This is a genomic window from Lactobacillus amylolyticus DSM 11664 (genome assembly GCF_000178475.1).
GTDB lineage: Bacteria > Bacillota > Bacilli > Lactobacillales > Lactobacillaceae > Lactobacillus > Lactobacillus amylolyticus.
Map to the genome: position 1 here is coordinate 1 of NZ_ADNY01000020.1, position 14,763 is coordinate 14,763.

Below are 14,763 nucleotides of genomic sequence, written 5' to 3' on the forward strand. Positions count from 1 at the left end.
AAAATAATGAATTGCTGTGTTTTTATATCCGGGCTAAAAATCGAGTTTTTTCCCAGACACTTTTAATTTATAAATAATCTAGTCAGAACAGAAAGAATCATTGCAACTGGAATAATGATTAAACTAAGATCCCAGTTGTCAAATGCAAAACCGCAGATGATATAAATCGCTACTGCTATTGTCCAAATAGCAGAATTTAGATGTGAATATGAAAAATTAAATCGATGTTTATTAGTTGATGCATTATTTATTTCTTTTTCATCATCTTTCAATAAATAATCAGTTGAGACATTGAAAATTTCAGATAAAACAATAATTTTATCTAAATCTGGTTTTGTTTGTCCACTTTCCCATTTAGAAACGGATTGACGGCTTACATTTATTTTTTCTGCTAAATCTTCTTGTGACCACTTTTTATCATTCCTTAATTGGGTGATTTTTTGATTTAAATTCATGCTTGTTACCTCACTTAGTTTGATTTTACTAAAAATCATAGTGTGAACGATGGTTGCATTCTACCAACATGGCTATAATTTTTGTCAATTAATGGTTGCAATGCTATTTTTTAGCCTCTTTTAGACGTTCTATTTCTTGGTTGATAAAATGCTGCACAGTCTTACTGAACTCCTTAAAACCAGTAACTTGATAAGTTTTAGCGATCAGTTTTGCCTTATCAAGATCTCCTTGCTGGTGATTGTAGTGATAAGCAACCACATATTTGTGAAGGTCAAGTACAGTTCTTGTAAAATATAATTCCGGGGTGGCTGGAATTTTTTCTGCCGCATCAAAGAATGGTTTTGTTTTATCGTATTGCTTTGCTTCAACTAATTGTGAAATTAGGTTACTTAGAATTGCCGAAATAGCCAAGAGTTCTTTATTATCATTCTTATTATCAAATTGTTTGAGAAGCTGAATGGTAATAAAAATATTTGTTTGCCAATCGTAAAAGATCATGAAATTACCGAACATTTCTAATTTGAATTGATTGAAATCAGGAATGCTAAAAATTCTGTCCTTTAAATCCTGAATTACTTTTTTATCAGGATCATAATTAGGGATAATATCTAACTTTGTGCTTTCAATCATTCCTTTGATAATTAGATGATATTCATCTTTTGTTTTTTGAGACCAATCACATTTATCGATAAGAGGAATAAGAGCTTTAAGTCGATTTGTGTCCTTATTATAGACGGCTTGAATCATGATATGATCAATTTCATTTTCTAGCTTTTTAGTATTATCTTCTTCATTTTGTAAGTCTTTGAAAAAGCCTGCGACATCAACGTCATTCTGTTTCAAAATAGCAATTAAATCTTCGGCAGAAATGCGATGCTGATTTTTTCAACTTTAGCGTAGTAAGAAGGACTGACAATATCCCCAACCCAGGCTTTTTGAGTTTTATTATTCTCAAGTCGTTTTTGCTTCAATAATTCGCCAATTGTCATCTTTTTCTCCTAAAAATGTCGTATACGCCATTTTTAAAAATTAATCTCTTTTTCACATTATTATAATTTCAACAAGAAACGAAATAAAGAAAAAAGAGGTTAGGACTTATGAACGTATTCCTTAAAAACGCAGATTACAGAAGATTTTCAGTTGCCAGTTTCTTATCTGGTGCAGGCGATATCCTTTTCTACTTAGCCTTCATGACTTACGCAAGCAATTTACATAATAAAAGAAATAAATATTCAATTAGGAAACTATCAGTTGGAGCTGTCTCAGCTTTGATTGGAGTTTCTTTTTTTCGGCTTTAGTTCTCAAGTGGTGAGTGCAGATACCGGAATAAATACTGCTGATAATAGCAGCAACGGACATAATAATCCGGCAACTGATTCAGATACTTGGCAAATTGGAAGTCAAAACACTAAGGAATATGACGGAAAAGAAACTAATAAGATTGATGTTAATAAGTTTAGTTTGTCAGATGGTGATAAAAAACTAAATACCGGCAGCATCAATAATGTAGCTTTCAATGGGTTGATAAAAATGGTGATGCTATTGTAGAAAATCCTAAAAATGTTGGTACATATTATGCTAAATTAACAGATTCAGCTGCTAAAAAGTTGAGAAATGATAATCCCACTTTATCCAAAGATCCAGGAATTGTTGGTACTTATACAATTGCTCAGGGGAAGGCAAGCGCTGAATTAAGAGGCTATGATTCAAAAGCAGCGGATGCTGGATTTAATGCAGTGGCTAAAAGGTATGAAGATTTAGGATATGTGGTAGAAAACCACAAAGACTGGATAATGATAAGCCAGTTCAACCTGAAACTGTTGAAACAAACGAACAGGAGAAGAATCACTTTCATGGCTAGGCATACTTTTATCAAATCTAGGCTTAGGCAGCATGTTTATTAAGCGAAAAAAGAAATAGCTACACTCATCAATGATTGCTAAGTGTAAAATAGTTTGCGGTAACGTTTAAATATAAATTAAAAGGAGTCAAATCCATTTCAGGACTTGACTCCAAAACAAAAAGACCAGTAGTCTGATGTTAAGCAAAAAACACATTAGAAGCTGGTCTTTTATGGAATTAAGTGTAACTGAAATCGTCAAAATTATTAAGTCTGAAAATAATGTTATTGCTCGTGAAAAGGCATTAATGTGCTACTTCTTTGATTTGATTAGAGAATTAATGAAATTAGCACTAGAAGAAGTTGATGCCGGCTTAGTTGAAGAAACTAAAAAGCAAGGCTATCAGATTGAAAAGAAAAATAAGCTAGTCTTTCCGACCAGCTTATTTTTTAATGCGGCAGTTATTTAAGCTTGAGATTCATTTGGTCAAAATGTGAATAACTGGGCAAAACTAAAACTTAAATTTTCGCATAAAGATTGGATGGGTACGATGATCAAGATAGCCAGCCTCTAACGGAGTGATTTCCAATACTCTTAGATCTTCTTTAGCCGCTTCAACGTTATCAGCATATATTTCATTTAAGTAATCGTTTTTTCCAAATATTTCATCAATGTATTCATGTCCAACATTTTGGATAGTGCCGCGGATAGAAAAGCCACATGAATCCATGGTGCCATTACCTTTGTAGTCATTAACGATGACCTTTGGTTGTTTGATTAAATCTTTGAAGAATGGATTTTGACTTAAAGAAGCGATATATAGTTTTCCATTCTTGTTTAAAAGCAGATCACATACTTGAGCACTTGGTTCACCATGATGAGTAGTGGCAACATCTACATTATGAATTTGCTCTACAGCGAAGTCTGAGAATTCTTGATTAGTAGTTTGATTAGTTAAAATATCCACCATAATAATACCTTCCTTGCTCTAGTAGCTTGTTAGTTTTATTATAAGCTTAAAGACTGACATGTTTTGATAGGAAATACTAGAAAATGAAAAAATCTGAACGACTTAACCAAGAATTGATCTATCTAAGCGATAAAAAAGTATTTCACTTAAAGGAATTAGAAGAAGCTTTTGCTATATCTGAACGCACTGCTTTACGGGATATTGCGGATTTGGAACAATTAGGATTAGCTTTTTATAGTGAAACTGGTCGTAGTGGTGGTTATCACATTACTAATAGTAAACTGCTATTGCCAATTCGTTTTAATACAGCAGAAATTAATGCTATTTTCTTTGCCCTACAGGCGATTAAAAATATTAGTGAAACACCGTATAGTAATGCATATCAAAAAATTCAGGTCAAGTTATTAAAGAATTTGCCTACTAGGTTGCAGAAACAAATAAATCTTCAGGAAGAATTTGTTCAGTATGTTAGTCAGCCTAGTTTGAATAAAGTGACATTTTTTGATTTGCTACTTAAGGCATGCATTAATAATGATTTGGTATTGGCTGAAAATCAGCAGTTTATTAAAGAAAAACAAAAGTTGCAACTACTTGATTTGTTTTATCAAGCAGGGAATTGGTTCTGTCATGCTTATAATTTAGATTTGAAACGTTGGTTTGTTTTACGTCTGGATAAATTTAAGGTGGTCAAACAACTGAAACCTGATCGAGTAATAATGAGTAAAAATGAATTAAGTGAAAGCTACCAAGAATATGAACAAAAGCATTATTGTATCCCATATCAGTGTTTATTAACTAAAGCTGGCGAGCAGAAAGTAAAATATAATTCATATCCAATTATGAAAGTGATTCATAACCGACAAGGAATTTACTTAAATGGCAGTTACAATAAAGAAGAATTGCATTATCTAGTGGATTATTTGATTTCACTTGGTTCTGAAGTAAAGATAATTAAGTCAAGAGAATTAAAAGAAAAATATTTGGAAAAGTTGCAACGAATTATCCAGCAATATTAATTTTGAAATTCTGTCATAACTTGGCGGTGTTTAGGAATATAGTTGAATAGCAGAACATAGGAGGTAAAAATCATGACAAAAATAATGAACGAAGATTTTTTAGATGTTTTACAAGACAAAGGGCCGGCAACGATTGTCTCGATTAATGGTAATCCAGCTAGCGTAGTTAATACTTGGTCACAATATATTAACGTGGTTTCTGATGATATAATTTTGATTCCAGCTGCGGGGATGCACTCGATTGAACAAGATTTTGAAAAAGATCCAAAACATGAACTGATCATTACGATTGGTTCTTACAATTATTCAGGAACCGCTGGAATGGGTCGCGGTTATCATATTCATGGCAGTGGTCAATTCATTAATGAAGGCGCATATTTTGATCAAATGAAAGCCCAATTTGATTGGATTCGCGCTGTATTAGTTGTGAAGATTCATGATGTTGAGCAGAAGATATAGCAAAAAAGTTTGGAGCGTCAACTCCAAACTTTTATTTTTAATCAATTTATTGAGCAAAATATGATAGACATTAAGTAATAAGTGTTACCCTTGAAAATGTAATGAAGAAACTATTGTGTTAGGAGGATTTTATGGATAAACGTAAAATTGTAATTGTTGGTGCTTCACATGGTGGTCATGAATCAGCAATTGAGCTGTTGGATAAATATAATGATGTAGATGTAACTGTTTATGAAGCTGGCGACTTCATTTCATTTATGTCCTGTGGTATGCAATTATACTTAGAAAATAAAGTTACGGCTGAAGATGACGTCAGAAACTTTGCTCCTGAAGATGTTGAAAAGAAGGGCGGTCATGTTTATGCCAACCATGAAGTAACCGCGATTCATCCTGAACATAAGACAGTAACAGTTAAGGATTTAACCAATAATTCTGAAGAAGAAGTTCAATATGATAAGTTAATTCTTTCATCAGGTGTAACGCCAAAGGTTTTACCAGTACCTGGCAATGATCTTAAGAATATCTATTTAATGCGTGGACGTGATTGGGCTTCTAAGTTAATGAGTGCTGTTAACAATCCAGCAATTAAGAATGTTGCTATTGTTGGTGCTGGTTATATTGGTACTGAAGCTAGTGAAGTATTTGCTAAAGCTGGCAAGCATGTAACTTTAATGGACATGATTGATCGTCCATTAGGAACTTACTTGAACCCTGAATTGCTTGATGTTTTGGAACCTACCTTTAAGAAGAATATGGACTTGAAGATGGGTGTTAAAATTGAAGGCTTCAACGGTAATGAAAAAGTTGAAAGCGTCAAGACCGATCAAGGCGATGTACCAGCTGACTTGGTTGTTGTTTCAGCAGGGGTAACTCCTAATACTGATTGGCTAAAGGGCACAGTTGATTTAGATCAAAGAGGCTGGATTAAGACTGATCCATACTTGAGAACGAATGTTAAAGACGTTTACGCTATTGGAGATGCAATTTTGCCGCTTTCTATTCCAGTAGGTAAGCCAATGCCAATTGCTTTAGCTACTACTGCTAGAAGAGAAGCACAATATGTGGTTGATCATATCTTTGAAGATAAGCCAGATTGCGCTTTCAAGGGTGTTATCGGTGCTTCGGCTCTTAGCGTCTTTGACTATCACTTCGCTACTGCGGGATTAAATAAGTTTTCAGCTGCTAAGAATAAGCTTGATTATCAAACTAGCTTCTATGAAGATCATATGCGTCCAGCTTATGTTCCAGAAGCAGATAATCCTAAGGTATATGTCAGCTTAACCTTTAATCCATATACTCACCAAATCTTAGGCGGTGCTGTCCTTTCTAAGTATGATATTACTGCTCAAGGCAATGTTTTAGCTTTGGCAATTAGTCATAAGATGCGCTTGGAAGACTTGGCTGAACAAGACTTCTTCTTCCAACCAGGATTTGACCGTCAATGGAGTTTGCTTAACCTAGCTGCTCAACATGCATTAGGTATGGCAAGATTCTAATTTAATCGTTAATAAAAATAAATTATAAAGATAAAAACTAGTCATGTTTTAACAACATGGCTAGTTTTTTTGGCTCTATAATTTTTCCTGTTGACTGCTTATCAATATGATAAGCTGTTAACAGGTTTTTTATTACAGAGGACATAGTCCTCTGTAATAAAAAATCTATTCCACTAAACATTTTATAAGTAAAGGTGTGTACTATGTCCTCTTTAAATAATTGTATTAAATTTGCGCTTGATATTAAAGATAAAAATACGCTGATTGTAAAATTAAATTGAACACTTGATAAAAAATAAAAAGTCCATTCGAACCTTTTTGATAGAATGTAGTTACCACACAACATTTAGAAACGAGGTCAAAATGGACTCTTCACATTCTACCATGAATCAGCACATTAAAGGCAAGCATTTATCATTCGAGGAAAGAGTTATTGTTCAATTGCGTTTGAAAGATGGCTATTCTTTGCGTGCCATCGCCCGTGAATTAAACTGTTCTCCTTCTACTATCAGCTATGAGGTTAAGCGCGGTACTGTAGAACTGTATCATGGCAAAGTCAAAAGATATAAGGCTACTCAAGGGCATGATGCATATCAAGCTCATTGTAAAAATTGTGGGCGCAAATCAGACTTTCTCAGGAAAACTCAATTCATGCGCTATGTCCACAAGCATTTCTTTAAAGACGGCTGGTCGCTTGATGTGTGCAGTAATCGTGCCACTGCTGTTGGCGCATTTAGCAGCAGAGATGTTGTCTGTACTAAGACTCTTTACAATTATGTCGACCAAGGTCTATTAGATATACATAATTACGACTTGCCAGAGAAGCTTAAACGCAATACCAAGCTTCATCGTATTCGCAAAAATAAGAAAAAACTTGGCAGAAGCATTGAAGAACGTCCTAAAGAGATCAATAAACGTAATGAATTCGGTCATTGGGAATGCGATTTAGTTCTCGGACATAAGAGCAAAGATGATGAGGTGCTGCTAACCTTATCTGAGCGTATGAGTCGTGAGTTTTTAATTCTTTGTATTCCTGACAAGACTTCTGTCAGTGTCATGCAGGCCTTTAAAGAACTCCAAAGGCAATACAGCGAACATTGGAATGATATTTTTAAAACCATTACCACTGATAATGGCTCAGAGTTTGCAGATCTTTCCAACCTAGAAAAAGCATCCAATACACTGGTTTACTATGCCCATCCTTACACTTCTTGTGATAAGGGAACAGTTGAAAGACACAATGGTCTTATTCGCAGATTCATTCCTAAAGGAGAAGCAATAGCTAACTATTCTTTACAAGACATCATTAATATTGAAACCTGGTGCAATTCTTTGCCAAGAAAGATACTGGCCTATCATACACCAGATGAAATCTTTGAGAGAGAATTAGATCTAATCTATCAAGCAGCTTAACTAAAAGTGTTCAATTTATTATTGCAATTTGCGATTATTATCGCATTAAAAAAAGCTGCCAACTTCTGCAATTTACTGATCATAGCATTGCAGAAATAAGCAACTTGACCTGCTATAGTTCGCCTAATCATTTTGAACGTTGCTTTCATCAAATTATGAAGATTTCTCCGAGTCAGTATCGGAAGAATAATCGATAAGGATTAATGGAATTTTCCATGTTATAACATGTTATAATCTAATTAACATAAATAATACGAGAGGTGATTATCATGAAAGAACTTAAAGTTAGAAAAATTGGTAACTCTTTAGGAAGCATTTTCCCTAAAGATTGGGGTGTTGAAGATGGTGCTAAATTGGAATACAAGGTCGATCAGCAACATCATAAAGTAATTATTGATTTAAATTCTACTGCTGTTAAACATGATCGTGAACTAATAGAAAAAAGCTTTGCCGAATTTGATAAAAAATCATTGACGGAACAAGACATGCAAGCAAAGTTTGGAAAGTATGGATGGGATAATGTATCAAATTAAATATAGTGAGAGCTTCGCTTCATCGTTATCTCAAACCATAACTTATTGGCAAATGGATTTAGGATTTTCCGATGATACAATTCAAAATTATATTTCACTGATTTCTAAAAATATTCACTTACTCAGTGATTTTCCTTTTATCAGCCAAGATGTAAGTTCAATTTATCATTTTCCGATCCCTACCTATCGTATTACTATTGGTAAAAAATATGCTATCTTTTATCGAGTAGATGAAAAACAAAAAATCATAATGATTGGTAGTTTCTTCAGTAATAAGCAAATGAAAATTGAGTTTTAATTTCATTCAAAAAGCTCAAGGTATACTACACACCTTGGGCTTTTACATTACTAATTTTTCTCGTAACCAATCATCAAGCCGCCATCTTCGGCATAATAAGTACAAAGCCCACCACATTCAGACAAAGAAACCTGAGCTGATGGATATACAGATAGGATAGTCTCCTTCATCTTAGCTGCCTTATCGCTAAAGCCAACATAATCGATCAATACTCTGCCGCCACAATAACCAGATTTTTCCATGATCTTAAGCATTTTTGAAAAGATCTTCTTACTACCGCGAATCTTGCCGAGCATCTCAAACTTACCAGCATCGCTAGCTGTACCAACAATATTCAACTTAAGTGCATGTGCGATCCGCGCCATTGCAGGATTGATCCGACCATTATTGGCTATATTATCCAGGTTCTCCAATACAAAAAGCAAATCCGTCTGACGAATGCGATACTTCATCGTTTCAACAACTTGGTCAAAATGCAATCCATCATTGATCATCGTCGCAATATCTTCCGCAAGCAACCGAATCTGTGGTCCTGCTGACAAGGTATCGAATACATGAATCTTCACATTAGTATGTTTTTCAGTAAAGATCTTGGCTGCTTGCACTGCAGAATTATATGTTCCTGACAATGCACTAGTAATCGTTAATACAAAAATTTCATCTGCGCCAGCAAAAGCATCTAACCAGTCGTGAACACTGGGACAAGCAGTCGACGTCCGTTCATTAGTCTGCTTCAATGCAGTGACAAACTCTGGAATATTAAGCTTGCCATCGTCGATCCAAGAAGATGAACCTGCTCTAATTGTTAATGGAACGGATTGATGTGCTACGCCTTCGATCGAAGACACAAAGGCATCAGCACCGGAATCTGTAATTATCTTTATCGTCATTTTCGTTACCTCACTTATGGCTTTGATAATATACGTTTTTAAATATTATGTCAACGGTTTTTAAAAAATTTATAGTAAGATATTAATTGACAGAACTCTCAAAATAGAAAATAATTAATTTAACTAAAATGAGGGGAAAAATATGAAAAAGGAAGTAGCAGTAGAACAATTAAAATTTCCTTCATACCAAGAAATTCCCGCGATGGGATTATATTTAAAGCAAGTAGTGAACTACATTAATCAATGTTTAATGCCCTTAGGAAATATCAAGATTACGAGTTCAATGGTCAGCAATTATGTTAAACATGATCTAATTGCATCCCCTGAAGGCCGCCTATACAGCCGTGAGCAAATCGCCACCCTACTTTTTATCACCATTGCCAAAAACGTGATGGATCAAGAAGACCTGCGCAAGGCGATTGCTATCCAGCAAAAGACCTATTCAACCGAAGTAGCTTATAATTACTTTGCTGCTGAATTGCAGAATGTCTTATTATATGTTTTCAACCAAAAGAAAGAACTGCAAAAGATCGGTCACAATAATACCAGTCAAAAACAAATGCTGCGCAACGTCATCATGGCCTTCGCTTATCGGGAATACTTGTATCAATTTTTCAGAGAAATTTAAAAGACTCAACTTATGTTGGGCCTTTTACTTTATGCCTTCTATATTAATCAAAATTACCATAATTTAGCTTAATGTATTGATCAATTTTTCAAAGATTTTAATTATTAAACAAAGCAAAATAAAAAAGTTCAGCTTTCACTGAACTTACAAATCATAAACTATCTATCCACTGATCTAGATCTTTTAAACTACCAATTTTAGTAATGGCATGAATTTCTACTTTTTTTGCCTTGTAATGCTTCCGCAGTATCTAAAAATTTTAAATTTTTGTCATTATTTAAATTCATAGACTTCCCCTTTTAACTATTCAATTATTTACTTTGCTTCGGTACAAATACCAGCGCCAATTAAGCGCATCAGTCACGATACCACCGAACACCGGACCAAAGGCTACGGCACAAGCGGTAATTATCGTCACGATTCCCATCATGAAGCCCAGCTTTTCTTTTGGCACCTCAGCCAAGATAATGTTATACATCAGCGGCAAGCCTATACCGGTACCAATTCCTTGCAAGGCTCGACCTACTAACAAGAGATCAAACCATGGAGTAACGATATCAATCAGTAAGCCCAATATAAATAATGAAACTCCTAGAATAAATGTTTTTTGATAGGAATTCTCAACCTAATCTGTGAACTAATTGGCACAATCGTTGCAATCACTAGCAACACCAGGGTATTAACCCATTGAACTTGATCGGTAGTAATCGCAAAGTCTCTAGTCAAGATTGGAAAAGTAACTGTCGTTGCCGTTTCATCAAGGATTCCCAAAAATGAGAGCATCCCCGCCGATAAAATCGCCATCACCAAACGTGGTGTAACTTTTTTAGTCATTTTTCATCTTCTTTTCTTTAACTGGCAAGCAAATAATCGTTTTTAAATTTTCTAACTTTGTGCGTTGAGGATTTGATAAATAGATCTCATGATGACGATGCTGATCTGAAAAGTCTAATTCCAAATCATTTTTAGCAATGAATTGGTGCATCTTAGCGATAGTAGCAGGCTCATCATCATAACTACCATGATGCATAATTTGTACGCATTTTCCTTCTGTCAAAGTAATTAACTTGACTGATGAAAAATCCAAGCCTTTTTTAATTGCAGATTCTTTTTTAGCCCAAGCCAAAACTTCATCTGTCACAAACTCAGACATTCGAATGCAGGAAATAAAATTGAATCTTTCTTTATGAGCATAATCAATGCCTTCAACGCTATCCTGCCACCAAAATCCTTCAAGCGGTGGAACCACGAAGTCAAAATAATCTTTAATCTGATGTGAGCCCTTTTTACTCATTTTAATTGTATAGGCTAAACTATACAACAATTGTAGATCCTGCTTCTATTCTCCGCCCTCTTGATTTGGATCGCCCTGACCTTGAACAGCAAGATATTGCATCTGCGGAATATCAATTAATTCAGGCTTTTTGCCTGGACGATAAAACTGCTTTTCTTCTTTTTTAAAATCGTATGCCATGTCCTGCCTCTATAATTGATGAAACTTAACTGTCTTGTTCTTGAGTGAAATCTTTTTTACCTCAAAACCATAGTCAGGCAGCTCTTTCTTATAGCGCAAAAATGAATGGTCAATTGGCAGTCCTGATGCTTTTTCAATCTCATCAAATGAGAGCTCAAAGTCGCCAGTTTTGTTATCTTTAATGTACTGCCATAATTGATCGTATTTGCTCATATCTATATCTTCACTTTCCAATACTTTCATTAAGATACATCTAATTCTATACTTCTTTGATGGTCGGCTCAATTTATACAAATTTATGCATGAAAAAATCCTATTCAGAAATTACAGTAACTCATGAATAGGATTATATTTATTAAACTTCTTCAATCTTACCTGCAGCAATTGGCAAAGTAGTGTGTGCGTCATAGCTCATTACGCAGCCACCAACGGTGTCAGGTAATTCAAGATCTTTTGGTACACCGTGTACGTAAACTACACGCTTATCTAGTTGAAGATCTTCGCTGCCAAAAGCATCCTTGAACTTAGCTTGCAACTTTTTCAACGGAACATCGATTTCATATTCGTAATGACCTTTTTCGTCTGCGACAGGATAACCATCGTGAGGGATGTTCATATCTTGTGGTGCATCATCTAATGGCACCATAGTTGTACCTGATACTTCTTCAGTTTCTGGCAAATCAATAAAGCCATCATGATTCTTATCTTGCGCCATAGTTGGAACATTGGCTTCCTTACCATCAGGAAAGCCATGGAAGTGTTCCCAGTGTTCAATATTCTTAGGAGTATCAAACATTTCTACTTTAACATGAAGCTTATCTCCATCTTCAGTAAATTCAGCTGTGCCGTGAGCTTCGCAGCCAATCTTATCTGCATTTAATGGGGTAATGTGTGCAATATATTTTTTCATCTTGATGAATCCTTTCTATACTATGATGTTTTCAAAATCATCATACAACCTTTGAGTTACAATTCGTTGTCTTAACGTTTGTCGCAATTAATTATAATAAGAAGTTATTATGATAAAATTGATTTAAATCAAGAAAATTAGGAAAGATGGTTTTTATGACAAAGCATTCACCTGTCGCTTGTTTAAGCAAAGCAGCACTTTTTACAGATTTACCCATAGATTTAAAGAAAAAATTAGTAGCCGTCTCTACACATCAACAGAAATTTCCTAAAGGAAGTATTATTAGACAACCTGATGATGGTAAAGATGGCATGATTGTCATCGATCAGGGAAAGGCAAAAGTCTACAACCTATCAAAAGATGGCAAGGAAGTCGTGCTAGGTATACTCCAAAATGGTGACATTGAAGGACAACAACATTTATTCAAACAAAGCGAAAATGAAAACTTTGTTGAAGCTGTGGAGGACACCTGGGTTTGCTCAATTAACCGCGCAGATTTTCAAAAACTTTTGCAGAAAACACCAGTTTTGTCATTGAAGCTTTTAAATAATTTCGGTAAAAAGTTAGCCGCAATTGAACATAATTCGGTGCTTAGAAACACCTTGGATGCCAAAGAACGGATATTAGCTTACTTGAATGACCTTGCCAATGAGCAAGGCAAAAATGAAGTAAAATTAGAACTAAAGAAAAAGGACTTAGCCAGTTATTTAGGAATTACGCCGGAGACATTCAGCCGTAAGTTAAAAGAACTAGAAAAAGATGGCAAAATTGAAGTTCATGGTCGCTGGATTAATGTGAAAAGATAAATTATGCAAAAAATAAAGCCCAGCAAATGCTGGGCTTATTTATTTTATTGCAAACCAAAAATTAACAAATTAGTTCCACCCACGTTCATTGAGCCATCTTTCTTTAACTGCTTCAAAAAACGTAAAACAAACTTTCTTTGATTACCATGTAACTTTTTAGCAGCCTTCATAGCAGCATTAAAGTCACGTTTGTTGTTTGCTTTCTTAAGACTAGTATTCAATCTATTAGCAATTCTCATCAGTGGCTTTTTCACATTCTTCATTGCTTTGCTATTTAAGTAATAGTATTGCAAACCAGATTGAGTAGTCCAACTAGAATACTTCTTATCCTTAGAGGCAACCAAATATACTGGTGCACCAGCACCACGGCCCTTAACGTTAAGAACTTTTTCTATTCTAAACTTAACTTTTTGAACCTTTTTAGGACTAATAGTTTTTGCTTTCTTTGAAGGCATGATATTTTTAACTAATTTCTTGTAGTTGGACTTACCAACATAAATCTTTGACGCATCTTTATCATTAAGAATGCGCATGATGTAGCCTTCCTTGGTAAAACTAGCCTTGTTTTTGACTACTGCCACAGGTGTAGATTCAGTACTTGTAGCACTTACCGATTGAGGTACTACTGAAAGTACAGCTAAACTTCCTGTTAGCAAAATTGCTCCAACTATTAATTTCTGAAACTTCATTGTTATCACAACTTTCTTTATTTAATTTATATTTTTAATACCAGTTATGTGCTAACCAAAATCTTTTAGCTGCAGCCCAAGAACCGTAACGTCCCTTTACATATCTATCGGCTGTACGTTCTTGGTTTGCCACACTATAATTACCATGCAAATATGATGAATCTAATTGGAAACGTCCGTAGTATTTACCATTACGTGCATGATAATTATAGCCAGATTCTCTTTTAGCAATCCATAACTTTGCTGCACGCTCACTGGCTGATAATCTACCATAGTACTTACGATATTGTGAACTTGAAATGCCACTATGTGCAGTATATAAAGCTGTAAACAAAAGTGAAAGATCTTCGTTTTGTGGGAGATACAACCAAGTACCATTAGCAATAACAGTATCTGGATCAATGTTGCCATTTAATTTTTCTAGTACACTTAAAGAAGTATTATTAGCTTGAGCGACCTGACGAAGAGTTTGATTATCACGACTTGCTACTGGCATAATCAAAGATTTGTCAGGAACTGAAACTTCTTTGTTTACTTGTAATGTATTTGTTGATCCTTGATTTCCATTTGTTGAATCAGCATAAACAGTCTTAGTACTAACAGTAAAAAGCATACCTGCAACAACTGCGGATGATAATAAGTTCTTTTTATTGAGAATTTTCATTTTCTTTTCCCTCATAAATCAACTTATTCTAATATCTATAAGTTACTCAACTACCTTTTCGTAACTTACATAAGTAATTATAGCATGGTACTATTCTATATGAACTTTCTGTCATAAGTAGCTTATTCTAACGCAAATTCGTTTCATTAATTTAAATATGATATTAAAACAATACAAATAGGAGTTAAAATGATTAAATCTTCTTGTATTAATTAATTTT

Annotated in this window: 22 protein-coding genes and 3 pseudogenes; 13 read left to right on the forward strand and 12 right to left on the reverse strand. The window is 34.6% G+C overall.

What is annotated here, in order from left to right; genetic code table 11:
* Nucleotides 1–62 precede the first annotated feature (62 nt).
* From HMPREF0493_RS02560 to HMPREF0493_RS08965, 3 genes are all read right to left on the reverse strand, one after another.
* The gene (locus HMPREF0493_RS02560) at nucleotides 63–455 is read right to left on the reverse strand and encodes a helix-turn-helix domain-containing protein (RefSeq protein ID WP_040457001.1); all 393 of its coding nucleotides are present in this window, start codon (nucleotides 453–455) and stop codon (nucleotides 63–65) included.
* A gap of 103 nt (nucleotides 456–558) precedes the next feature.
* Nucleotides 559–1,299 carry an Rgg family transcriptional regulator gene (locus HMPREF0493_RS02565; protein ID WP_006351708.1) on the reverse strand — a complete coding sequence of 247 codons (741 nt, stop codon included), beginning with the start codon at nucleotides 1,297–1,299 and terminating at the stop codon, nucleotides 559–561.
* Between the two features lie 8 nt (nucleotides 1,300–1,307).
* Entirely contained in the window at nucleotides 1,308–1,445 is a 138-nt protein-coding gene (locus HMPREF0493_RS08965) for a transcriptional regulator (RefSeq protein ID WP_006351709.1), read from the reverse strand.
* 108 nt (nucleotides 1,446–1,553) lie between these two features.
* Here HMPREF0493_RS08965 and HMPREF0493_RS02570 point away from each other — a divergent pair.
* The 4 genes and pseudogenes from HMPREF0493_RS02570 to HMPREF0493_RS02585 form a co-directional block, all read left to right on the forward strand.
* A pseudogene (locus HMPREF0493_RS02570) lies at nucleotides 1,554–1,721 on the forward strand (YSIRK-type signal peptide-containing protein); the annotation flags it as partial.
* Between the two features lie 7 nt (nucleotides 1,722–1,728).
* On the forward strand, nucleotides 1,729–2,004 hold the full coding sequence (locus HMPREF0493_RS02575) for a hypothetical protein (protein WP_006351711.1): 276 nt from the start codon (nucleotides 1,729–1,731) through the stop codon (nucleotides 2,002–2,004).
* Nucleotides 1,998–2,360: an MBG domain-containing protein gene (locus HMPREF0493_RS02580; protein WP_162041367.1), complete on the forward strand. Its 363-nt coding sequence runs from the start codon at nucleotides 1,998–2,000 to the stop codon at nucleotides 2,358–2,360. The genes HMPREF0493_RS02575 and HMPREF0493_RS02580 overlap by 7 nt, the downstream gene beginning before the upstream one ends.
* A gap of 169 nt (nucleotides 2,361–2,529) precedes the next feature.
* Nucleotides 2,530–2,721: pseudogene (locus HMPREF0493_RS02585) on the forward strand (ISLre2 family transposase); the annotation flags it as partial.
* Nucleotides 2,722–2,808: 87 nt separating this feature from the next.
* On the opposite strand, the gene HMPREF0493_RS02590 reads toward HMPREF0493_RS02585, so the two are convergent.
* On the reverse strand, nucleotides 2,809–3,267 hold the full coding sequence (locus tag HMPREF0493_RS02590) for a hypothetical protein (protein ID WP_006351714.1): 459 nt from the start codon (nucleotides 3,265–3,267) through the stop codon (nucleotides 2,809–2,811).
* Between the two features lie 83 nt (nucleotides 3,268–3,350).
* Here HMPREF0493_RS02590 and HMPREF0493_RS02595 point away from each other — a divergent pair, with 83 nt between their 5' ends.
* The 7 genes from HMPREF0493_RS02595 to HMPREF0493_RS02620 all read left to right on the forward strand — a co-directional run bounded on the left by HMPREF0493_RS02595 (nucleotide 3,351) and on the right by HMPREF0493_RS02620 (nucleotide 8,482).
* On the forward strand, nucleotides 3,351–4,283 hold the full coding sequence (locus tag HMPREF0493_RS02595) for a helix-turn-helix transcriptional regulator (RefSeq protein WP_006351715.1): 933 nt from the start codon (nucleotides 3,351–3,353) through the stop codon (nucleotides 4,281–4,283).
* 72 nt (nucleotides 4,284–4,355) lie between these two features.
* Nucleotides 4,356–4,742, forward strand: coding sequence for a hypothetical protein (locus HMPREF0493_RS02600; RefSeq protein ID WP_006351716.1), 387 nt, complete (start codon nucleotides 4,356–4,358; stop codon nucleotides 4,740–4,742).
* A 131-nt stretch (nucleotides 4,743–4,873) separates the two neighbouring features.
* A complete protein-coding gene (locus HMPREF0493_RS02605; protein WP_006351717.1) occupies nucleotides 4,874–6,238 on the forward strand; it encodes an NAD(P)/FAD-dependent oxidoreductase in 1,365 nt (454 codons plus the stop codon).
* Between the two features lie 363 nt (nucleotides 6,239–6,601).
* Nucleotides 6,602–7,651 (forward strand): IS30 family transposase, encoded by a 1,050-nt coding sequence (locus HMPREF0493_RS02610; protein ID WP_006351719.1) that lies wholly within the window; start codon nucleotides 6,602–6,604, stop codon nucleotides 7,649–7,651.
* A 26-nt stretch (nucleotides 7,652–7,677) separates the two neighbouring features.
* The gene (locus tag HMPREF0493_RS09335) at nucleotides 7,678–7,848 is read left to right on the forward strand and encodes a helix-turn-helix domain-containing protein (RefSeq protein WP_392391086.1); all 171 of its coding nucleotides are present in this window, start codon (nucleotides 7,678–7,680) and stop codon (nucleotides 7,846–7,848) included.
* A 72-nt stretch (nucleotides 7,849–7,920) separates the two neighbouring features.
* Nucleotides 7,921–8,184, forward strand: coding sequence for an AbrB/MazE/SpoVT family DNA-binding domain-containing protein (locus tag HMPREF0493_RS02615; protein WP_006351721.1), 264 nt, complete (start codon nucleotides 7,921–7,923; stop codon nucleotides 8,182–8,184).
* The gene (locus tag HMPREF0493_RS02620) at nucleotides 8,171–8,482 is read left to right on the forward strand and encodes a type II toxin-antitoxin system RelE/ParE family toxin (RefSeq protein ID WP_006351722.1); all 312 of its coding nucleotides are present in this window, start codon (nucleotides 8,171–8,173) and stop codon (nucleotides 8,480–8,482) included. The genes HMPREF0493_RS02615 and HMPREF0493_RS02620 overlap by 14 nt, the downstream gene beginning before the upstream one ends.
* A gap of 50 nt (nucleotides 8,483–8,532) precedes the next feature.
* Here the strand turns inward: HMPREF0493_RS02620 and HMPREF0493_RS02625 are convergent, their stop codons facing one another.
* Complete coding sequence (locus HMPREF0493_RS02625; protein WP_006351723.1) at nucleotides 8,533–9,372, reverse strand: DegV family protein; 840 nt, start codon at nucleotides 9,370–9,372, stop codon at nucleotides 8,533–8,535.
* Nucleotides 9,373–9,514: 142 nt separating this feature from the next.
* On the opposite strand from HMPREF0493_RS02625, the gene HMPREF0493_RS02630 reads away from it, so the two are divergent.
* The gene (locus HMPREF0493_RS02630; protein ID WP_006351724.1) at nucleotides 9,515–10,000 is read left to right on the forward strand and encodes a DUF1836 domain-containing protein; all 486 of its coding nucleotides are present in this window, start codon (nucleotides 9,515–9,517) and stop codon (nucleotides 9,998–10,000) included.
* Between the two features lie 307 nt (nucleotides 10,001–10,307).
* Here HMPREF0493_RS02630 and HMPREF0493_RS08970 read toward each other — a convergent pair whose 3' ends face one another.
* The 5 genes and pseudogenes from HMPREF0493_RS08970 to HMPREF0493_RS02650 form a co-directional block, all read right to left on the reverse strand.
* Nucleotides 10,308–10,574: an MFS transporter gene (locus HMPREF0493_RS08970; RefSeq protein ID WP_006351725.1), complete on the reverse strand. Its 267-nt coding sequence runs from the start codon at nucleotides 10,572–10,574 to the stop codon at nucleotides 10,308–10,310.
* Nucleotides 10,575–10,591: 17 nt separating this feature from the next.
* The gene (locus HMPREF0493_RS08975; RefSeq protein ID WP_006351726.1) at nucleotides 10,592–10,834 is read right to left on the reverse strand and encodes a hypothetical protein; all 243 of its coding nucleotides are present in this window, start codon (nucleotides 10,832–10,834) and stop codon (nucleotides 10,592–10,594) included.
* Nucleotides 10,827–11,474: pseudogene (locus HMPREF0493_RS02640) on the reverse strand (GyrI-like domain-containing protein). Before HMPREF0493_RS02640 ends, HMPREF0493_RS08975 begins: the two are co-directional and overlap by 8 nt.
* A 9-nt stretch (nucleotides 11,475–11,483) precedes the next feature.
* Entirely contained in the window at nucleotides 11,484–11,687 is a 204-nt protein-coding gene (locus HMPREF0493_RS02645; RefSeq protein ID WP_040457013.1) for a hypothetical protein, read from the reverse strand.
* 142 nt (nucleotides 11,688–11,829) lie between these two features.
* A complete protein-coding gene (locus HMPREF0493_RS02650; protein ID WP_006351730.1) occupies nucleotides 11,830–12,384 on the reverse strand; it encodes a hypothetical protein in 555 nt (184 codons plus the stop codon).
* Nucleotides 12,385–12,539: 155 nt separating this feature from the next.
* Here HMPREF0493_RS02650 and HMPREF0493_RS02655 point away from each other — a divergent pair, with 155 nt between their 5' ends.
* Nucleotides 12,540–13,190, forward strand: coding sequence for a Crp/Fnr family transcriptional regulator (locus tag HMPREF0493_RS02655; RefSeq protein WP_040457016.1), 651 nt, complete (start codon nucleotides 12,540–12,542; stop codon nucleotides 13,188–13,190).
* A 44-nt stretch (nucleotides 13,191–13,234) separates the two neighbouring features.
* Here HMPREF0493_RS02655 and HMPREF0493_RS02660 read toward each other — a convergent pair whose 3' ends face one another.
* Nucleotides 13,235–13,879: a hypothetical protein gene (locus tag HMPREF0493_RS02660; RefSeq protein WP_006351732.1), complete on the reverse strand. Its 645-nt coding sequence runs from the start codon at nucleotides 13,877–13,879 to the stop codon at nucleotides 13,235–13,237.
* A 34-nt stretch (nucleotides 13,880–13,913) separates the two neighbouring features.
* Nucleotides 13,914–14,543 carry an aggregation-promoting factor C-terminal-like domain-containing protein gene (locus HMPREF0493_RS02665; RefSeq protein ID WP_006351733.1) on the reverse strand — a complete coding sequence of 210 codons (630 nt, stop codon included), beginning with the start codon at nucleotides 14,541–14,543 and terminating at the stop codon, nucleotides 13,914–13,916.
* Between the last annotated feature and the right edge of the window lie 220 nt (nucleotides 14,544–14,763).